Annotated in this window: 15 protein-coding genes and 1 riboswitch; of the genes, 5 read left to right on the top strand and 10 right to left on the bottom strand. The window is 59.1% G+C overall.

Going from position 1 to position 16,397, the window contains the following annotated elements; all coding sequences use genetic code 11:
- Window positions 1–40 precede the first annotated feature (40 nt).
- The 4 genes from WX88_RS21055 to guaB all read right to left on the bottom strand — a co-directional run bounded on the left by WX88_RS21055 (window position 41) and on the right by guaB (window position 4,641).
- Complete coding sequence (locus tag WX88_RS21055; RefSeq protein WP_046246400.1) at window positions 41–454, bottom strand: ATP-binding protein; 414 nt, start codon at window positions 452–454, stop codon at window positions 41–43.
- 81 nt (window positions 455–535) lie between these two features.
- Complete coding sequence (locus tag WX88_RS21060) at window positions 536–865, bottom strand: STAS domain-containing protein (protein WP_052732937.1); 330 nt, start codon at window positions 863–865, stop codon at window positions 536–538.
- A 15-nt stretch (window positions 866–880) separates the two neighbouring features.
- Window positions 881–2,980: a PP2C family protein-serine/threonine phosphatase gene (locus tag WX88_RS21065; protein WP_156176324.1), complete on the bottom strand. Its 2,100-nt coding sequence runs from the start codon at window positions 2,978–2,980 to the stop codon at window positions 881–883.
- 182 nt (window positions 2,981–3,162) lie between these two features.
- A complete protein-coding gene (guaB, locus tag WX88_RS21070; protein ID WP_046246402.1) occupies window positions 3,163–4,641 on the bottom strand; it encodes an IMP dehydrogenase in 1,479 nt (492 codons plus the stop codon).
- A gap of 643 nt (window positions 4,642–5,284) precedes the next feature.
- On the opposite strand from guaB, the gene WX88_RS21075 reads away from it, so the two are divergent.
- Together WX88_RS21075 and WX88_RS21080 are read left to right on the top strand one after the other, a co-directional pair.
- Window positions 5,285–6,136, top strand: coding sequence for an oxidoreductase (locus WX88_RS21075; RefSeq protein ID WP_046246403.1), 852 nt, complete (start codon window positions 5,285–5,287; stop codon window positions 6,134–6,136).
- A 220-nt stretch (window positions 6,137–6,356) separates the two neighbouring features.
- The gene (locus tag WX88_RS21080; RefSeq protein ID WP_046246404.1) at window positions 6,357–7,196 is read left to right on the top strand and encodes an FRG domain-containing protein; all 840 of its coding nucleotides are present in this window, start codon (window positions 6,357–6,359) and stop codon (window positions 7,194–7,196) included.
- A gap of 14 nt (window positions 7,197–7,210) precedes the next feature.
- Here WX88_RS21080 and WX88_RS21085 read toward each other — a convergent pair whose 3' ends face one another.
- The 5 genes from WX88_RS21085 to WX88_RS21105 all read right to left on the bottom strand — a co-directional run bounded on the left by WX88_RS21085 (window position 7,211) and on the right by WX88_RS21105 (window position 12,995).
- Window positions 7,211–8,122 (bottom strand): fatty acid desaturase, encoded by a 912-nt coding sequence (locus WX88_RS21085; RefSeq protein WP_052732939.1) that lies wholly within the window; start codon window positions 8,120–8,122, stop codon window positions 7,211–7,213.
- Window positions 8,123–8,218: 96 nt separating this feature from the next.
- Window positions 8,219–8,950, bottom strand: a complete 732-nt coding sequence (locus tag WX88_RS21090; RefSeq protein ID WP_046246405.1) for a DUF2490 domain-containing protein — start codon at window positions 8,948–8,950, stop codon at window positions 8,219–8,221.
- A gap of 109 nt (window positions 8,951–9,059) precedes the next feature.
- Window positions 9,060–11,768: an ATP-dependent helicase HrpB gene (gene hrpB / locus WX88_RS21095; RefSeq protein ID WP_231590762.1), complete on the bottom strand. Its 2,709-nt coding sequence runs from the start codon at window positions 11,766–11,768 to the stop codon at window positions 9,060–9,062.
- Between the two features lie 9 nt (window positions 11,769–11,777).
- On the bottom strand, window positions 11,778–12,566 hold the full coding sequence (locus tag WX88_RS21100) for a YqjF family protein (RefSeq protein ID WP_197076883.1): 789 nt from the start codon (window positions 12,564–12,566) through the stop codon (window positions 11,778–11,780).
- 96 nt (window positions 12,567–12,662) lie between these two features.
- On the bottom strand, window positions 12,663–12,995 hold the full coding sequence (locus tag WX88_RS21105) for a rhodanese-like domain-containing protein (protein ID WP_072053070.1): 333 nt from the start codon (window positions 12,993–12,995) through the stop codon (window positions 12,663–12,665).
- Between the two features lie 66 nt (window positions 12,996–13,061).
- Between WX88_RS21105 and pnuC the strand changes: the two genes are divergently transcribed.
- From pnuC to WX88_RS21120, 3 genes are all read left to right on the top strand, one after another.
- A complete protein-coding gene (gene pnuC, locus WX88_RS21110; protein ID WP_197076884.1) occupies window positions 13,062–13,721 on the top strand; it encodes a nicotinamide riboside transporter PnuC in 660 nt (219 codons plus the stop codon).
- Between the two features lie 169 nt (window positions 13,722–13,890).
- Window positions 13,891–15,324: an aldose epimerase family protein gene (locus tag WX88_RS30975; protein WP_231590763.1), complete on the top strand. Its 1,434-nt coding sequence runs from the start codon at window positions 13,891–13,893 to the stop codon at window positions 15,322–15,324.
- 62 nt (window positions 15,325–15,386) lie between these two features.
- Window positions 15,387–15,821, top strand: a complete 435-nt coding sequence (locus WX88_RS21120; protein ID WP_046246406.1) for a GNAT family N-acetyltransferase — start codon at window positions 15,387–15,389, stop codon at window positions 15,819–15,821.
- An 18-nt stretch (window positions 15,822–15,839) separates the two neighbouring features.
- On the opposite strand, the gene WX88_RS21125 is transcribed toward WX88_RS21120, so the two are convergent.
- Window positions 15,840–16,064: a hypothetical protein gene (locus WX88_RS21125; protein WP_156176325.1), complete on the bottom strand. Its 225-nt coding sequence runs from the start codon at window positions 16,062–16,064 to the stop codon at window positions 15,840–15,842.
- A gap of 174 nt (window positions 16,065–16,238) precedes the next feature.
- Window positions 16,239–16,344, top strand: a riboswitch (TPP riboswitch).
- Window positions 16,345–16,397: the final 53 nt, after the last annotated feature.

Below are 16,397 nucleotides of genomic sequence, written 5' to 3' on the forward strand. Positions count from 1 at the left end.
GTAGGGCAGAGGCTAGGGGCTTGTACCGCTAATTTGGGGGTTAAGCTAAATGCTTGCTCAAGTGGCAAACGGTATGGTTGCCCCGGGTAAAAAATTCGACCCGGTCCATGAGGCGATTCACTAGGGCCATGCCCATGCCACCTTTACGGCCCTGACGAATGTAATCGCGCAGGTCTGGGCTTTGGTGGGGAGCGGGCAGGAAAATGGTATCGCCATAATCTGCAATTTCCACGTTCAGGTCGTGCTTATCGAGGGTCAGTTGAAGGTCGAGGAACTGGCTCTCATTTTCCCCATTAGCGTGGATAATGAAATTAGCCACCACCTCATCGATAGCCAGTACGACTTGGTTTACTGTGATATCGGGCAGCTGCCGGCTACTGAGGTAGCTCCGCACGAAGTCACGCACCTGTTGAAGGCTACTGCGTGAACAGGCAATGCGGAGGGTAGATTCCATGTTGAATTAAGAGTTATGAGTTATGAACCGTTAAGTGGCGAGGTAAAGAGCCCACTCCTAATTCATAACTCATAATTATTATCAGGCGGCTTCAGCTTCGGTGGCACTGGGCACAATGGTCATCAGTGCATCTAGGCCCAGTATCTCAAACACATTAAACACTTTCTCCTGCATGTTGAAGAAAACCAGCTTCACATTTGCATCTTGAAAACGCTGAAGGTGCGAAATAAATACGCCTAAGCCAGCTGAGGAAATATAGCTGAGTTTGGCACAATCAATCAGTACTTTACGATATTCAAGGATGTCTGGTTTGGCCAGTTCGGTATCAAGTACGATAGCAGAGCTGGCATCAAGCTCGCCATCGAGTAAGAGGGTGAGGGTATCGGCGGAGGGTTGGGCAGTGACTTTCATAATGAGGGCGATACGTCAGGGCAACGGAAGGGGTTGAGCCGACTTGAATTTAATGACGAGCAAAGTCTGGTCGTCGTGGATAGGATAGCCGTACGTAAAGGCGTTGAGGTCGGCGAGGATAAAGGATTTGATGTCCTCAGCGCTCTGGAAGTAGCTTTCTTCCAATCGCAGCTTGAGGCGGTCTTCGCCGTATTCGGCCCCGCCTTCGCCGCGAGCCTCCACAATGCCGTCGGTGTAAATCACCATTACGTCGCCCGGGCTATAATCGTAAAACTGGTTTTTGATGTGCTTTTCGTAGCTCTCGTTGCGAATGATGCCGAGGCCCAGGCCGGCCGAGTCAAAGTAAAAGACTTCCTCCCGCAGGGCGTGGTAATACAGGGTGTGGCAATGACCGGCGCGAGCGTACACAAATCCACCTTGCTCATAATCAATGATGTAAAGTGAAGACGTGATGAACGACGACTTTTCGAGGCAGTGAACTAAGGCGGCGTTTGCCTGGGCCATAAACTTGCTGGGTGCCGGGAACTTGTCGCGCTCGTTCTTGGCCAGCGGGTTTTCCTGCATCAGCGAATGAAAGATTCCTTTCATCTGGGCCATGTGGAAGGCGGCCGTCACGCCCTTGCCGCTCACGTCGCCAATGATGACGGCCAAGCGTCGGCCCGGCAGGTGCAGGAAGTCGTAGAAATCGCCACCCACTTCTTTGGCCGCTAACGAGTGCGAGCTGATTTCGAACCAGTTGTCGGTAGGCAGATTCTTTGGGATAAGGCTTTCCTGCACCTGTGAGGCAATTTTCAGCTCTTCCTGGGTGCGCTGATTCTCCAGGGAAGTGCGCACCAGCTCCAGGTTTTCGATGCTGAGCACAGCCTGGCTGGTAAAGGTCTGGAGAATATTGAGGTCTTCGCGGTCGAAGGTGTGGGGCTCAATCTTGAGCAAGTACAGCATCCCGTAGTTGTAGTGCAGGCCGCGCATAGGCAGCTGCAGCAATGAGCGGAACCGCTGTGGAGAACCAACAAAACCAGGCCGCAGCTGCAAGTCGTTGGTGATGAAGTCGCCTTCGGGCAAGTTGTTCTCTCCCAACCGCTCACGCAGCTCACCAGCCTGATCAGGCATTAAGTTGAAGTAGAAAGTGGCCTCGTTAACATCGACACGGGCGTGGCTGGGGTCGAGGTCGAGCCAGGCGGCATCGGCCTGCACGGTTTGCACCGCCGACTCGAGCAGAATATGGTAGACTTCCACCGAAGTCTGGCCGCGCTGAATGATTTGGGTGAGGCGTTGTAAGCGCAGGATTTCATTGCGCCGCTGCTCGATGATATCCGCAATGGGCAAATTGAAAAACGTGACCAGCAGGCCCATCAGGGCATAGAACGCCGAGAAGAAAGCCGTCAGCAGCAAGAAAGCGTGCTGCGGCTGTGGCGCGATGAGCTGCGGGTCAGCCTGCGTAAGGCGGAAGTATTGCACGAATATCAGTACCCCCAGCAACAGGCCCGCCTGCAGGAGTACGGCCCGCCACTTCTCGCGCTGGCTGAGATAAGCCACCCATTTTTGGTGTCCACTGAGGTAAATGCCATACAAACCCAGCCCCACTACTATCGGGATACCGATGTAGCCGGGAGGATTGATGCCGCCCAGTCGAAACAAAAGGGTGGCCCCGAGTAGTATCTCAAATACGGTCCATTCGCGCTGCAGCCGGGCCGAGGACCGGAACAGCACCAAGGCCCGCCACGCATAATTGGTACGGGCTAGAAAGATGACAAATAATCCCAGATTGAGCGTGTAAACGCTGCTGAAAAACAGGCTATTACTGCCAAAGACGGGCTGGTCTTTTGCTAGCCGCTCCAGCAAATGCAGGCCCACGCAGGCCAGCGCCAGCAGGCCCGGTCCCATCAACAGTTGCCGCAGCAGCCGAACGAAAGCCTGGCCCTCCAGCGGCGTGGGCCGGTAGCGATAATACAGAAAAATACTCAGCACAAAGACACCCTGAGCCAGTTGAGTGGCCCATTCCGGCCAAGTGCCTAGCCAAGGGCCAGCCCCCGAGTGACTGAGCGCACTGAGCAACAGCAGAGCCCAACTAAGCAGGCTAAGCGATATTAATGATAAGGTAAAGCGTTGAGGCACAGATAGAACCTAGGGATATCGCAAGCGTACCAGCCCGCCGCGTCTTCTTCGACGCTCAATCGGCATGCAAGATACAATCGGCTACCTAAACCTAACTGCCCGGATGAGGGTTGGGCCCAGCTAGCAAATTCGGCCTTAAACCGACGCTACTCGCTGAGCCACAAACCATCCTTTTTCCAAATCTACCGGCTCGAATAATTTGGGGCCTCACGAGTGATTTGCACGTCGTGGGGGTGCGACTCGCGCAGGCCCGCGCCGGTGATGCGCACGAACTGCGCCGCTTGCAGGGCCTCTATGTTGGTGGCGCCCACGTAGCCCATGCCCGCCCGCAGTCCGCCCGCCAGCTGGTAGATCACCTCCGAAACATTCCCCTTAAACGGCACCCGGCCTACGATGCCCTCAGGCACCAGCTTCTTCACATCGTCCTCAGCATCCTGGAAGTAGCGGTCCTTGCTGCCGTCTTCCATAGCCTCCACCGAACCCATGCCGCGGTACGATTTATACTTGCGGCCTTCGTAAATGATGAGCTCGCCGGGGGCTTCCTCGGTGCCGGCGAGCAGCGAGCCCACCATGACGGCGGCCGCCCCGCCAGCGAGGGCTTTCACGATGTCGCCCGAAAACTTGATACCGCCATCGGCCACCAGCGTGACGCCCGTGCCAGCGAGGCCGCGCGCCGCTTCGAGCACGGCGGAGAGTTGTGGCACGCCAATGCCGGCAATGATGCGGGTGGTGCAGATACTGCCCGGTCCCACGCCCACCTTTACGCAGTCGGCTCCGGCATCGGCCAGGGCGCGAGCGCCCGCGGCGGTGGCTACGTTGCCCGCCATCACATCAAGGTTGGGGTAGGCGGCTTTGATGCTGCGCACGGCATCCACTACGCCTTTGGAGTGCCCGTGGGCTGTGTCGAGGCTGACAAGGTCGACCCCGGCTTCGACCAGCGCGGCTACGCGGTGGAGCAAGTCGGAGGTGACGCCCACGGCGGCCCCCACGCGCAGGCGGCCCTGACGGTCCTTGCTGGCGTGCGGAGCCCGGCGGCGCTTGCGAATGTCTTTGTAGGTCATCAGGCCGGCCAGGTGCCCTTGGCTATCAACCAAGGGCAGCTTATCTACTTTGCTGTCTTGCAACAACTGCTCGGCTTCGGCCTGGTCGATGCCGGCGGGGGCTGTGACGAGGCGTGCCAGCGGAATCATGACCGTGGTAACCGGTAAGCTGAGGTCACGCTCAAAGCGCAGGTCGCGGTTGGTGAGGATGCCTTCAAGGCGGCGGTCATCGGCAATAATGGGTATGCCGCCGATGCCGTGCTTGCGCATGAGCTGCCGGGCGTCGCCCAGGGTAGCGGTGGGCGGGAGGGTGAAGGGGTCCTGAATCAGGGCCGACTCGCTGCGTTTGACGCGGCGCACCTGCTCGGCCTGCGACTTGATGGACATGTTTTTGTGGATGATGCCGAGGCCGCCTTCCTGGGCTAGGGCAATGGCCATGTCCGACTCCGTAACGGTGTCCATGGCAGCTGAAATCAGCGGGGTTTGCAGCCGGATGTTGGGGGTGAGGCGGGTGCCGGTGTCGCAGTCTCGGGGCAAAACCTCGGAGTATGCCGGCAGCAGCAGTACGTCGTCGTAGGTGAGGGCCTCGAAGGCAATTTTGGGAAGTGCGGAATCCGCCATAGCAAGAAGTTTTGGGGTAAAACCTATTGCCGGGCAAAGTTACGTTGAAAAACGGCACAGTTCAGAGAAAATACACATCAATGACAGTGTGCGACACTGGCAGCACGAATCTATCCCTCCTGAGCCTATCTGAGCATATTATGGATGTGTGAACTGGCAACCCTTTAGATAACGGGCGGCTCTGTTGAGTAATCTGGTTATAGCTTGATATAAAAGTATCGGTCAATCAGCCAGCGGGTGTTTAGGCCTATCCACTCAAAGTAGATTTTAAATTTTTTCAGACCTCACCCCAGTTTCCCTCAGTGAAAAAAATTAGCCTTTGGCTATTCCTGTCAGCTAATGCAGTAGGGTCCCACACAGCTTCGGCTCAATCTGGTATCAGCTGGGCTGCCGTGCCGGCGCACTCCGCTACGGCCACATTGTCCACTACCGGCTTGGTTCCCGGCCGCTATGTTCTGCAAGCCGTGGGTACTGAAGGCATAAGTACGCAAAATATTACAATAGAATAAACGACAGATTGCCAACTTCTCACCGCTTTGGTACTCGAAGCGGTGAGAAGTTATTAAACTTGATAGTGCATTTTCTGGCCAAACATTTTCTGGATTCTCACAGTCTTAACAGCCTAAATTCAATTCTTTCAATTATGGCTGACTCTACCTCTAAAACCTGGTTCATCACCGGCGCATCATCCGGCTTCGGCGAGGCCCTGGCTACCTATCTGCTCGAAAAAGGCGACCGCATGGCCGCCACCTTCCGCAAGCCCGAGCAAGCTACCGAGTTCACTGCCAAAGAAGCCGGGCGCACGCTGGGCGTGGTGTGCGACGTGACCAATGAGCCCCAGGTAAAAACGGCCGTGGCCGAGGCTATTGCCCATTTTGGCCACCTCGACGTCGTTGTAAACAATGCGGGATACGGCTCCATGGGCAGCATTGAGGAAGTGCCCGCCGAAGAAGTGCAGCGGCAGTTCGACGTGAATGTGTTTGGTGCGTTGCACGTGCTGCGGGCGGTGCTGCCGCACTTGCGCGAGCGGCGTAGTGGCCATATTCTGAATATCAGTAGCATTGGTGGGCTGCGCGCTTTTCCGGGCGTGGGCATTTATAATGCGTCGAAATTTGCCTTGGAAGCTATTGGTGAAAGCCTTTCGCTACAATTGGCACCGCTGGGGATTCGCGTCACTAATATTGAGCCCAGCGGCTTCCGGACCAAGTGGGCAGGCGAGTCGGCCACTATTGCCAACACGCAGATTGAGGATTACCAGGCTACGGTGGGCGAAAACATCCGCGCTATTCAGGGCTACAGCGGCCGTCAGCCCGGCGACCCCGTGCGCGCAGCCCATGCCATGTACGAAGTAGTGCAAATGGAGCAGCCGCCCCTGCACCTACCCCTCGGAAAAGCAGCGGTGAAAGGTGCCCGTGAGAAGTTTGCGGCTCTCAGCAAAGAGTTGGAACAGTATGCCGAGATGGGCGACGCCGCCGACTTTCCAGCCGGCGAGTAAGTAGAGCCGTAAGAACAATAAACTCCCCTCCTTACCAAGGAGGGGATATTTTCGCGCCGCGAAAATTGGGGTGGTTGAATCGTTGAACAATGCCCGAACGATGATTACTACGACGTTCACGCATCGTTCAGCGCCCGCAACCGCGCCTATTGTCGCTGGCGCGACTCCTTGGTAAGGAGGGAAGCTTGCCGTTCTTGCGTCCTCATTTCCGTCTTCATTCATGCCTCTTTCCGTCAACGACCACGAAGCCACCTCCTGGGAAGACCTGCAGCGGCTGCTGTTCCAGGGTACCTGGGATGGGCGTATCGAGCGGTTCCGGTCGCCGTTTGTTTACCGTGGGGGCCGCTCGCGCCACTACCAGCTCGATACTAGCTTGCAGCGCCTTGGTGGCGAATACCATCAATTGGAGCACCACTTGCTGCGCAATTTTCGGAAGTATGCCCGCGATACCACCATGACCGGACAAACGGCTAGCACCTGGGATTGGCTGGCGCTGGCGCAGCACCACGGCCTGCCCACCCGCTTGCTCGACTGGACGTATTCGCCCTACGTGGCCCTGCATTTCGCCACCGATGATTTGAATGCCTACGATGAAGACGGCATTATCTGGGCCTTGAACTACGTGAAGGCGGCGGAGCACCTGCCCCAACGCCTACGTCAGGCACTACAACAGGAAGGTTCCAACGTCTTCACTTCCGAGCTGCTGCTGCCCGTGAGCAGCAGCCTGCGCGAACTGGAAGAGCTGCAAGCCGAGCCATACGTCCTGTTTCTGGAGCCGCCCAGCCTTGATGCCCGCATTGTGCATCAGTACGCGCTGTTCTCGCTGATGAACACCGCCCAAAGCGTGCTGCACGACTGGTTGACGGACCGGCCGGATTTGTATTTCCGCATCATCATTCCTGCCGGCCTCAAGTGGGAGGTGCGCGACAAGCTCGACCAGGCTAACATCACTGAGCGGGTGTTACTGCCGGGACTTAGCGGCCTCAGCCGCTGGCTGCACCGGCACTACTCGCCCCGCACCGACGGAAAAAATTTCCTGGATGACAACGAAATGCGCTAGCCGAAAAGTCAGCACTAGTCCTGCCAGGGCCAGTGCCAGCGGAACGTGCGCTCCTTGGCCCGTGCTTTTTGGGTGGGTGTTTGGCCGACTACTTGCACGTCCCACACCAAGCCAACGGCGCGTAGCATGGCCACTAAGTACCAGCCCAAATCCAACTCGTACCAAGCGGTGCTCATTTTGGCAGAGCTAGGGTGAGCGTGGTGATTGTTGTGGAAGCCCTCGCCAAATGAGAGCGCGCCCAGCACCCAGTTGTTGTAGCCGTGCTCGGTGGCGTCGTCGATATCGTAGCGAGCATAGCCGTATTTGTGCGACACGAAGCCTACGAACCAATGGCCCAGGATGGTGATGCTGATGCGCAAGGGCACGCAGACTATCATGGCCTCGAATCCGAGAAATGCCCAAATGAGGCCCGCTGCGGCCAACACATGCAAGTACCAGGTCTTCTCCAAAAAAACGAGCCAGGGGTCGTGCAGGTCTTCGTCGGGAATCTCATAGCGGCCGATGTCGCCCGATTTCAAGGCGAAGTGCAAGTTCCAGTAATAGTCCTTCGCCATGGAGTGGTCGTAGCGGAAATAAGCAGGGCAGTCGATGCGGTTCTGCCAATAATCGCGGAAGTAGTGCACCCGTACCCACGACAGCGGGCCGCCCAACCCTGTATGTACAAACAAGTACGCCAGCAGCCCCCGCGTAAACCGTGCGCAGCGGTATGAGCGGTGAATGATACCCCGATGCAAGCCAATGGAGTGCCCAAACCCCACCGTAATCACAGTAAGCAGGACCGAGGCTAGGCTGCGCGAGCCCGACAAGCTGGACCAGCCCCAAATCAGGGCTGGGGTCAGCATCAAGTAAAGCCAGACAATTTTGAGCCAGCCCGGTGTAAGCCTGTCGCCGGGGATGACGGAGGAAGTCAGCGTAGAATCTTGCATATGAGGGTTGAAATTTCTGCTTTCTATACAAAGTTATATCGCAGAAAGTCAGCTAGCAAAGTCGGGCTATTTTCCAGCTTTTTGTCTCCTGGCGGGCTAGCGGCGCACAAGGCAGAGGTGGCTGGGGGTAGCCACCGCTACACTCACCTGCACCGCGTTGCGGGTTAGCGACTGCCCAGCTACTCCGGCAGCTTGGCTCTGATGAAGATAAGCCATTTCCACGGTAGCACGGCGGCTCATGCGGTAGCCAAAGCCGGCGCTGGCCCGGTTTTCTTCCAGGAAATTCTGGCCTTCACGGGAGCCCAATTCCGCAAATATTTCGTTGGCTGCCACAATAAATAATCCGCCAATTGGCAGCCGCCCGCCCGAGTGCAGCGGTACCACCAGCCGCAACTGATAACGCAGCCGCGGGGCAAACTGAAAGGCGGTTTCGGGTCTGAGGCGTAGCCAACGTTCCTCAACGCGCAGGCGATGACTGGCGCGTACGGAGCCGCTGACATCGGCCAAGGCTATTTCCTGATAAAAGCGGTGTTCGGGAGCGGTGGTGTTATCCGCGGTGTCGTATTCGTTGGCAGCCAGCACGTAGCCGGTCGTCAGGCTTAAACTGGGAGCTACACGGAAGCGAAAACCCAGGCGTCCTAGTTGTTGGGCACCCAGCTGCGCATTGCCCTGGCGGGTTTCCAGCTCGGAGTATAAGCTCCATCGGCCGCGCAGAGGAGCATCGGCGCTCAGCCTAAGCCAGCCCACGGGAGCCCCACCGCCCTGGCCCCGGACCGGGCTATTCAAGCTGAGCAGTACCAACAATAGCAGTGAGGAGACGTGTTTCATGTCTCCAAGTTACTAAATTGTTACTTAGTATTACTAAATTGTTTCCTAAATATTTTTTTGTACCGTTTAGCTAAGTATTGGATTGAATCACAGTCTGTCAGGCTCAGCCTTACATGCCCAGCCGCTTCTTCGTAAGTCTGGTAGGAATATGCTCCATGGGCTTATCCGGCCAGGGATGCTTAGGGTAGCGGCCTTTTAAATCCTTGCGCACCTCGAAGTAGCCTCGTTCCCAAAAGCTGCGCAAATCACGCGTGACCTGGGCCGGCCGGCCACCCGGCGAAAGCAGATGCAGGAGCAGCAGCACGCGCCCATCAGCCACGGTCGGCGTCTCGGTCAAGCCAAAAAGCTCTTGCAGCTTCACGGCTAGTACCGGCGCGGCTGGGTCGCTATAATCCAGCGTAATGTGCGAGCCACTGGGTACTTCCAGCGCGGCGGGGGCAAGGCGGTCGAGCGTTTGGCGTTGGTTCCAGCCACCCGGCAGGCGCGCCAGTAATGGCTCCGTCAGGTCGAGGCGCTGCACATCGGCCAGGGTTTTGAAGCCGGTGAGGTGCGGACCCAGCCACTGAGCCAGTTCCCGGGTCAGCGTATCATCGTCATAGGCGGGCCAGGTTAGAATGGTTGCTTCATCATGGTCGGTTGTTGGGTGCGGGGCGCTTTCTGACCCAGCCGCAGCCAAGTGCTGCCGCAGAAACTCCAGCCGTTGCTGGAGCTGACGGGCCTCTGGCGTCCAGTTCAGTTTACCTAACCCTGCTTCCTGCAAATAGGCTAGCAGGGCTTTGGCTACTAATTCAGGATTTGGCTGGCCAATGACGGTTTCGGCAAGTAGTAAGGCCCCCAGCCGGCGCACGCGTCGGCCGGTTACCCGTTGCGCGGTGGGGTCGTAGCGCACTTCGTCGGCGGTGATAATCTGCTCGGCAAAGGCCAGCTCTAATTCGTCCTGGCTCAGCGGGGCGGCTAGGATAGCACGCGGTGCCGATGCCGTGCCAGCCAAGTGTGCCACCGCAAAAAAGGCCGCGTTGGGGTCGACATCGGTTGTATTCAAGCTCACCCGTTGGCCCGTCACGAGCCGCAGCCGGTCGTGGGTTTCGCGCTGGGCCAGCCGGTCGGGGTAGGCTAGGGCGGTGAGCAGGCCAGCGGGAGACTCAGATAGCGAGTGACTAATTGGCTGGCTTGGCTTGTTCAACCGGCTGGTGAGGTTGCGGGCAACCTCGCGCACGCGCTGAAGTGTGGCGTGGTGCAGCGCCAGGCCGGGCAAGGGCGCCCGGTCGCTGGCTAGTGCTTCAAGGCGCAGACGCAGGTCGGGTGGAGTGGGGCGCGTGTCAGTCGGGGTGGCCCAGCGCAGCAAGTCGCGCTCGGCTAGCAAGGCGGCTAATGCTGCCGCCGTAGCGCCGTGGCCCAATTCCTGACCGCGCACCACCAAATGACCCAGTCGGGGTGCCAAGCCCAGCGCTGCCAATTGCCGGCCGTGTCCGGTAGGCTTTAGCGATAAATTAGGAGCGGATTCGTTAACGCTGGACTCCTCAAGCAAGGCCAAGGCATTCTCTACATCCTTTTTAATTACTACCAGCGCGCCAAGTCGCAACAGCAGCTCCCGGGCTTGGGCAAACGCTGCTGCCGGGGGCACGTCGAGCCAGCGCAGGCTGGTGGGGTCAGTGGTGCCCCACAGAGCTAACTCCAAAACCAGGCCGCTGAGGTCGGCCGTGTGGATTTCGGGTGGGCGGTGGGCGGGGAGATTTTGGTGCTCGGCTTCAGTCCAAAGGCGGTAGCAGGTACCGGGAGCCAGACGGCCGGCGCGCCCCCGACGCTGGTCGGCGGCGGCGCGGGCCACTGGTACGGTTTCGAGGGTGGTGAAGCCAGTGCGCGGCACGAAGCGCGGCACCCGCGCAAAGCCGCCGTCAATCACCACCCGTACGCCTTCGATGGTCAGGCTGGTTTCGGCAATGCTGGTGGCGAGAATGACCTTGCGCCGACCGCCACGGGCGGGGCGTAGGGCGGCGTCCTGCGTTTCGAGCGGTAGCTCGCCGTGCAGCAAGTGTAGGTCGATGTTATCGGCCAGCGAATCAGTCAACTTGCGGGCACTGCGCTGCAAGTCACCCACCCCCGGCAGAAATACCAGAATGTCGCCCTCGGCATGGGTGCTCAGGACGGCCCGCACCTGGGCCGGCACTAACTCGGCGAGCCGCTCGGCAGGTTTGTTGGGCAGGGCCGAAGCCCGGCGCGGGTCGAGATAATGTGTATCAATCGGAAACAAAAAACCAGCCGACGATACTACCGGCGCTGGCAGCCACTGGCCCAGGCGTTGGGCTTCGAGCGTGGCGCTCATTATCAGAATGCGCAGCTCAGGTCGTAGTACTGTCTGCGCATCCAGCGCTAGGGCCAGCCCCAAATCGGCGTTTAGGCTCCGCTCATGAAACTCGTCGAATACGATGGCGGCCACGCCTTCCAGCGCCGGGTCATCCTGAATCATCCGGGTCAGAATCCCTTCAGTAATCACCTCGACGCGGGTATCCTTGCTCACCTTGCTATCCAGCCGCACGCGGTAGCCGATGGTGCGGCCCACGGGCTCGTTCAGCAATTGGGCCAGGCGGGCGGCGGCTCCACGCACGGCCAACTGGCGCGGCTCTAGTACCAGTATTCTATCGTCGGCGTTGCGCCACTCGGCGGCCAGCAGCTCCAGAGGCACGACGGTGGTTTTGCCCGCGCCGGGCGGGGCTTCCAGCACCACGCGGGCGTTGTTCGCAAGGGCCGCCCGCAGGGCAGGCAGCGCCGCGAGAATGGGCAAGTCGGGGAGAGGCGGCAGGACGAAAGTAGGGTTCACCAACCAAAATTACACCCGCTGCATTGGCCACAGCTCCACGCTCACTGGGCCGCCGGCGTGCAGCACGGGTGGTCCGGTGGGCGTGGGCAGGCTGTGGCTTTCAATCAACGACGATTCGTAGTGCAGCACCTGCGCTGAACTCAGCGGCCACGGTGTGTGGGCTACCCGGCCCCGGTAGAGCTTGGTTTGGTCCTTGTTGCTAGTATAAAGGCAGTAGCGCTCGGTGAGAAAAAACGGTAGCGAGCCGGGCTCGGCGGGAGGCAGGGGCGAGCCAATGCTCCAGGTGGCCCGGAGCTGCGCGGGCGGGAAGCCTGCGTGCGTACGCTCAGCCGTGAACTGGCGAAGTTGTGCACTAGGACTTTCCATCCGCATTTTCGCCCGCAGATAAGGCAAGTTGAAAAACGTACGCGCCAGCCACACGGCCAGCGCATTGGTGGCATCGAGGGAGAAAAACCAGACGCCCGGCACGCCATCCAGGTGCACATAGGTACGCACGTTTAGCTCCAAGAACTCATCAGCCCCCGGCACCGGCGGACTGACGCGAGTACGCACCTTCGACATCCGAAACGGCACGATGGCCAGCCACGCCGTGCCATCGTGAATATCTATTTGCAGCCGCGGAGGCAAGTGCGGCTGAAGCAGTGCGGCGGGTACCGGCCAGTGCATAAATAGCAAGTCGCCCCACTCCTGGCGGAGGAGCGGCGCCCCCACCGGCCGCTCACGCCAGGCCAGGCGTTGGGCCAGCGTGGGACCGGCCGGATTCACTAAATTATCGGCAATAAGAAAGAAGCTGGACATCGGCAGTAGCTTGGAGTCTTTGCTCCGTGTTTGGTTGAACAACATCTGCGGTTCCTTCGCGGAGCAAAGTCTCCGCGCCACTGGCCATTAAGCGCGTTAGTAGCGCGGGAAATCCGGGTCGACTTGAGTGGCCCAGGCGGCTACGCCGCCGCGCAGGTTCAATACGTTGGTGCGGCCCAAACGGTGGCGCAGGTAGCCCAGCGCCTGGGCCGAGCGCACGCCGTGGTGGCAAATAAGAACCACTGGGCCATCGGCGCGAATTTCGTCGGCACGGCGTGGCACCTCGCCCAGGGGCAGCAGCAGGCTGTCGGGCAGGTGGCAGTAGTCGTACTCTTCGGGCTCGCGCACGTCCACTAGCTGAAAATTTTCGCCCGCTTGTAGGCGGCGGTGGAGTTCTTCGGCGCTGATTTCGATGGGGATGCTTTCCATTGCCATGCAGTAAGACAGCAAAAGTAGGCCCGCCGCGCCTACCTTGCGGCTTCATCCTTTTTGCTGGTGGTAACTGCGTTATTTGTTTTCGATTTTCTGGCGGCGGCCTGGGCTGCCACGCAAGCGGCCGACCCGCTGGAAGTGGCCGGTGTAGTCACCGGTATAGCCTGCGTGTGGCTGGCAGCCCACAATTCCGTTTGGAACTTTCCGGTGGCCATTATCAGCTGCGGACTCTATTTGGTGGTATTTGGGCGAGTCAAGCTCTATTCAGATGCCGGCTTGCAGCTGGCTTTTATCGCATTGTCAGTTTATGGCTGGGTAGAATGGCTGCGCGGGGCCGCCACGCCCGATGCGCCAGCCGCCCCCACGCTGCCCATCACACACACGCCCCGGCGGGTAGCACTCTGGCTGAGCGCCGCCGGACTGTTGTATGCGGTAGGCGCCGGCTTTTTATTTAGTCGTACCGATGCGGCGCTACCTTACTGGGACAGCACCACCACGGCCATCAGCCTGGCAGCGCAGGCCCTGCTGTCACGCCGCAACATCGAAAACTGGCTGCTGTGGATTGGGGTCGATGTGGCTTACGTGGGCATGTACTGGCACCGCCACTTGTACCTCACCAGTGCACTCTACGCCGTGTTTTTGGTGCTGGCCACCTATGGGTACTGGCAGTGGCGGCGTGAGCTGATGGCCGCCGCCCGCCCACCCGCGCCGACGGCTGATTAGTACCAAAGTCAGTAAAAAATTGGTGCTGTGCTGCAAATGTGCCGAATAGTGCCACCTTTGTGCAATAAAGCGGGCCGTAAGGCAGCTCATTATTTTACCCGATGATGAGTTGCTGGGCCGTTTTAGCATGCCACCTCCTTCCACAAAGTCCTTTCCGTCTCCCAAGTTGTTGCGCGTTTCCCTTACCGGCCCCGAATCCACGGGCAAATCGACGTTGGCTGCCCAGCTGGCGGCGCACTACGGCACCTCGTTCGCCCCCGAGTTTGCCCGCGAATATCTGGCCGGCTCCGGCCCTCACTACACCATCGAAGACCTCGAAGAAATAGCCCGCGGCCAGCTGGCGGCCGAGGCCAAAGCCGAAGCTCATGCTAGTCGCATCGTCTTCTTTGATAGCGACTTGCTGGTGATAAAAATCTGGGCTGAGCATTCCTTTGGCTCCTGCCCAGAATGGATAATAAATTCCTTGGTGCAGCGGCAGTACGACTTGGTGCTGCTCATGGGCATCGACCTGCCTTGGGAGCCCGACCCCCTGCGCGAACATCCCCACTTGCGTCAGCAGTTCTACAACCTTTACCAGCGGGAATTACGTGAGCGGATGACCAATTTTGCCGAGATTTCCGGCAGTGGGGAACGCCGCTTCGCCCAAGCCCGGTTCTTGATTGATGAGCTGTTGCGCACCGCCGAGCAGCCTTCTCGTCCGCAAAAGAAACCTATGCCTACTCACCCCGACCATTATACGCTGGTTACGCCGCAGTGCCGTGCCACTTTTGCCGCCCACGGCGCCGAACTCATCAGCTTGGTTACCCCGACCAACAACCTCGAATACCTCTGGCCCGGCGACCCTGCCGTATGGGCCCGTCACGCGCCGGTGTTGTTCCCGCTGGTGGGCCGCCTGCCCGATGATGCGTATTATTACGAGGGCCGCGACTACAAATTGCCGCAGCACGGCTTCGCCCGCGACCAGGAGTTTGCCGTGGTGCAGCAAAGCCCCACTGAGTTAGTATTCCGGCTGCAGCACGACGAAACCACCCGCGCCGTCTTCCCTTTTGCTTTCGAGCTTACCATCACCTACACCCTCCGCGATACGGTGCTCACGGTGCGCTGGGATGTGCGCAACCCGGCTCCCGACCAGCCGCTGCTGTTCAGCATTGGTGCGCACCCGGCCGTGCGCTGCCCCTTGCTGCCAAGCGAAGGATTCGAAGACTATTTTTTCGAATTTGACCACCCCGTTACTCTGGAACGCCACCTGCTGCAAGGCGGTTTGCTCACGGGCCAAACCGCGCCGGTGCTCAACGAGCAGCAGCAGCTATCGCTCAGCTACGAGCTGTTTGCCGATGACGCCCTGGTATTCAAGCACTACGATTTTACCAGCCTCACCCTGCGCTCGCGCAAATCGCCGCACTTCGTACGCTTTCAATTCGATGGCTTTCCTTACCTCGGCCTCTGGACCAAAGGGCAGGGAGCGGGCTTCGTCTGCGTCGAGCCGTGGCACGGTATCGCCAGTCCAGCCGGTGAGCCAGGCGAGCTGAGCGAAAAAGAAGGCATCCTTACCTTAGAGCCAGGGCAGGTTTTTTCGGCATCCTACACTATTGAAGTAGGCTAGGGCCTGAGTTCCGCATATTTTTGGATGAAGGTGGTAATGTGCCGCGCCGCTGATGTAAGCCCATGACCAGTGCCCCCGATATCCGCCTTATTTCGGCCACTGCTACTTACGCCTTGCGCCACCAAGTGTTGTGGCCGGATAAGGAGCTGGACTATGTGAAAATTGAAAACGACGTCACTGGCTACCACTTCGGGGCCTTTCGTCACGACGAGCTGGTGGCCGTCATCTCTTTATTTGTGGAAGGCCAGGCGGCGCGCTTTCGCAAATTTGCCACCCGGCCCGATTGTCAGAGGCAGGGCATCGGTAGTGTCTTGCTGCGCCGGGTGTTCAGAGAAGCGCGGGCACGGGGTGCGCATCAAATTTGGTGCGATGCTCGGCAGGACAGTGCCGGCTTCTATGCCCGGTTTGGAATGCAGCCGGAGGGCGAGCCATTCTACAAAGGCCCCATTCCGTATGTGCGCATGGCGCGTGCCCTGGTAGCTGAGCCTGACCTTTGAGCCGGCAGTGCGAAGAAGTTAAACGCCAATGCGCCGCTTATTGTACTCCGGCTCCCAATCATTGATGGGCCGCGAGATACCGGGCGGCAGGTCCAGGTCGGGCAGGCCGGGGTCGTGCGGTTCGCCGCCATCGTCGTCGCTATCGGGTGGCGGGGGCGGAGGCATGGCACGACGACGGCGCGGTATCACCAGCACGAACAGAAAAAAAGCGCAGAAAGCAACGGCGTAGACGAGGCTGAACATGACAAAAGCAGCTGAAGCGGTGGGGAACTTACAACGTAGGCGCTGAGCCCAGCGTTGCGCCGGCCGACGTCACTAAATTAACTGACGTTCAGCAAACCGGCAAGCCCCGCGTTGGTTCACTTAGACCCTGGCAGTGGCCTCTACGGCGGTAATGGCATCTGGGTATTACCTTTGGGCCATGTTTAGGGGTGCTGCCCTTCGAAAGAAGGTCGGCTGAGATGATACCCATCGAACCTGAACCGGGTAATGCCGGCGAAGGGAACAAACAATCCGCGGACGTTTCCGCTGCCGCTCCGACCCCTGGGGCGACGGCGCGTTCCATTTTTTACCCAC

Origin of the sequence: Hymenobacter terrenus (assembly GCF_000972495.1) — a bacterium.
In the GTDB taxonomy this organism is placed as follows: domain Bacteria; phylum Bacteroidota; class Bacteroidia; order Cytophagales; family Hymenobacteraceae; genus Hymenobacter; species Hymenobacter terrenus.

Excerpts from the sequence above, each read along its gene's own strand:
- WX88_RS21080 (WP_046246404.1), top strand. The coding sequence starts at position 6,357 with ATGCCTCTTTCCGTCAACGACCACGAAGCCACCTCCTGGGAAGACCTG.
- WX88_RS21105 (WP_072053070.1), bottom strand. The coding sequence starts at position 12,995 with ATGGAAAGCATCCCCATCGAAATCAGCGCCGAAGAACTCCACCGCCGC.
- WX88_RS21055 (WP_046246400.1), bottom strand. The coding sequence starts at position 454 with ATGGAATCTACCCTCCGCATTGCCTGTTCACGCAGTAGCCTTCAACAG.
- WX88_RS21085 (WP_052732939.1), bottom strand. The coding sequence starts at position 8,122 with ATGCAAGATTCTACGCTGACTTCCTCCGTCATCCCCGGCGACAGGCTT.
- WX88_RS21120 (WP_046246406.1), top strand. The coding sequence starts at position 15,387 with ATGACCAGTGCCCCCGATATCCGCCTTATTTCGGCCACTGCTACTTAC.
- WX88_RS21125 (WP_156176325.1), bottom strand. The coding sequence starts at position 16,064 with ATGTTCAGCCTCGTCTACGCCGTTGCTTTCTGCGCTTTTTTTCTGTTC.
- WX88_RS21100 (WP_197076883.1), bottom strand. The coding sequence starts at position 12,566 with ATGTCCAGCTTCTTTCTTATTGCCGATAATTTAGTGAATCCGGCCGGT.
- WX88_RS21075 (WP_046246403.1), top strand. The coding sequence starts at position 5,285 with ATGGCTGACTCTACCTCTAAAACCTGGTTCATCACCGGCGCATCATCC.
- WX88_RS21060 (WP_052732937.1), bottom strand. The coding sequence starts at position 865 with ATGAAAGTCACTGCCCAACCCTCCGCCGATACCCTCACCCTCTTACTC.
- WX88_RS21090 (WP_046246405.1), bottom strand. The coding sequence starts at position 8,950 with ATGAAACACGTCTCCTCACTGCTATTGTTGGTACTGCTCAGCTTGAAT.
- guaB (WP_046246402.1), bottom strand. The coding sequence starts at position 4,641 with ATGGCGGATTCCGCACTTCCCAAAATTGCCTTCGAGGCCCTCACCTAC.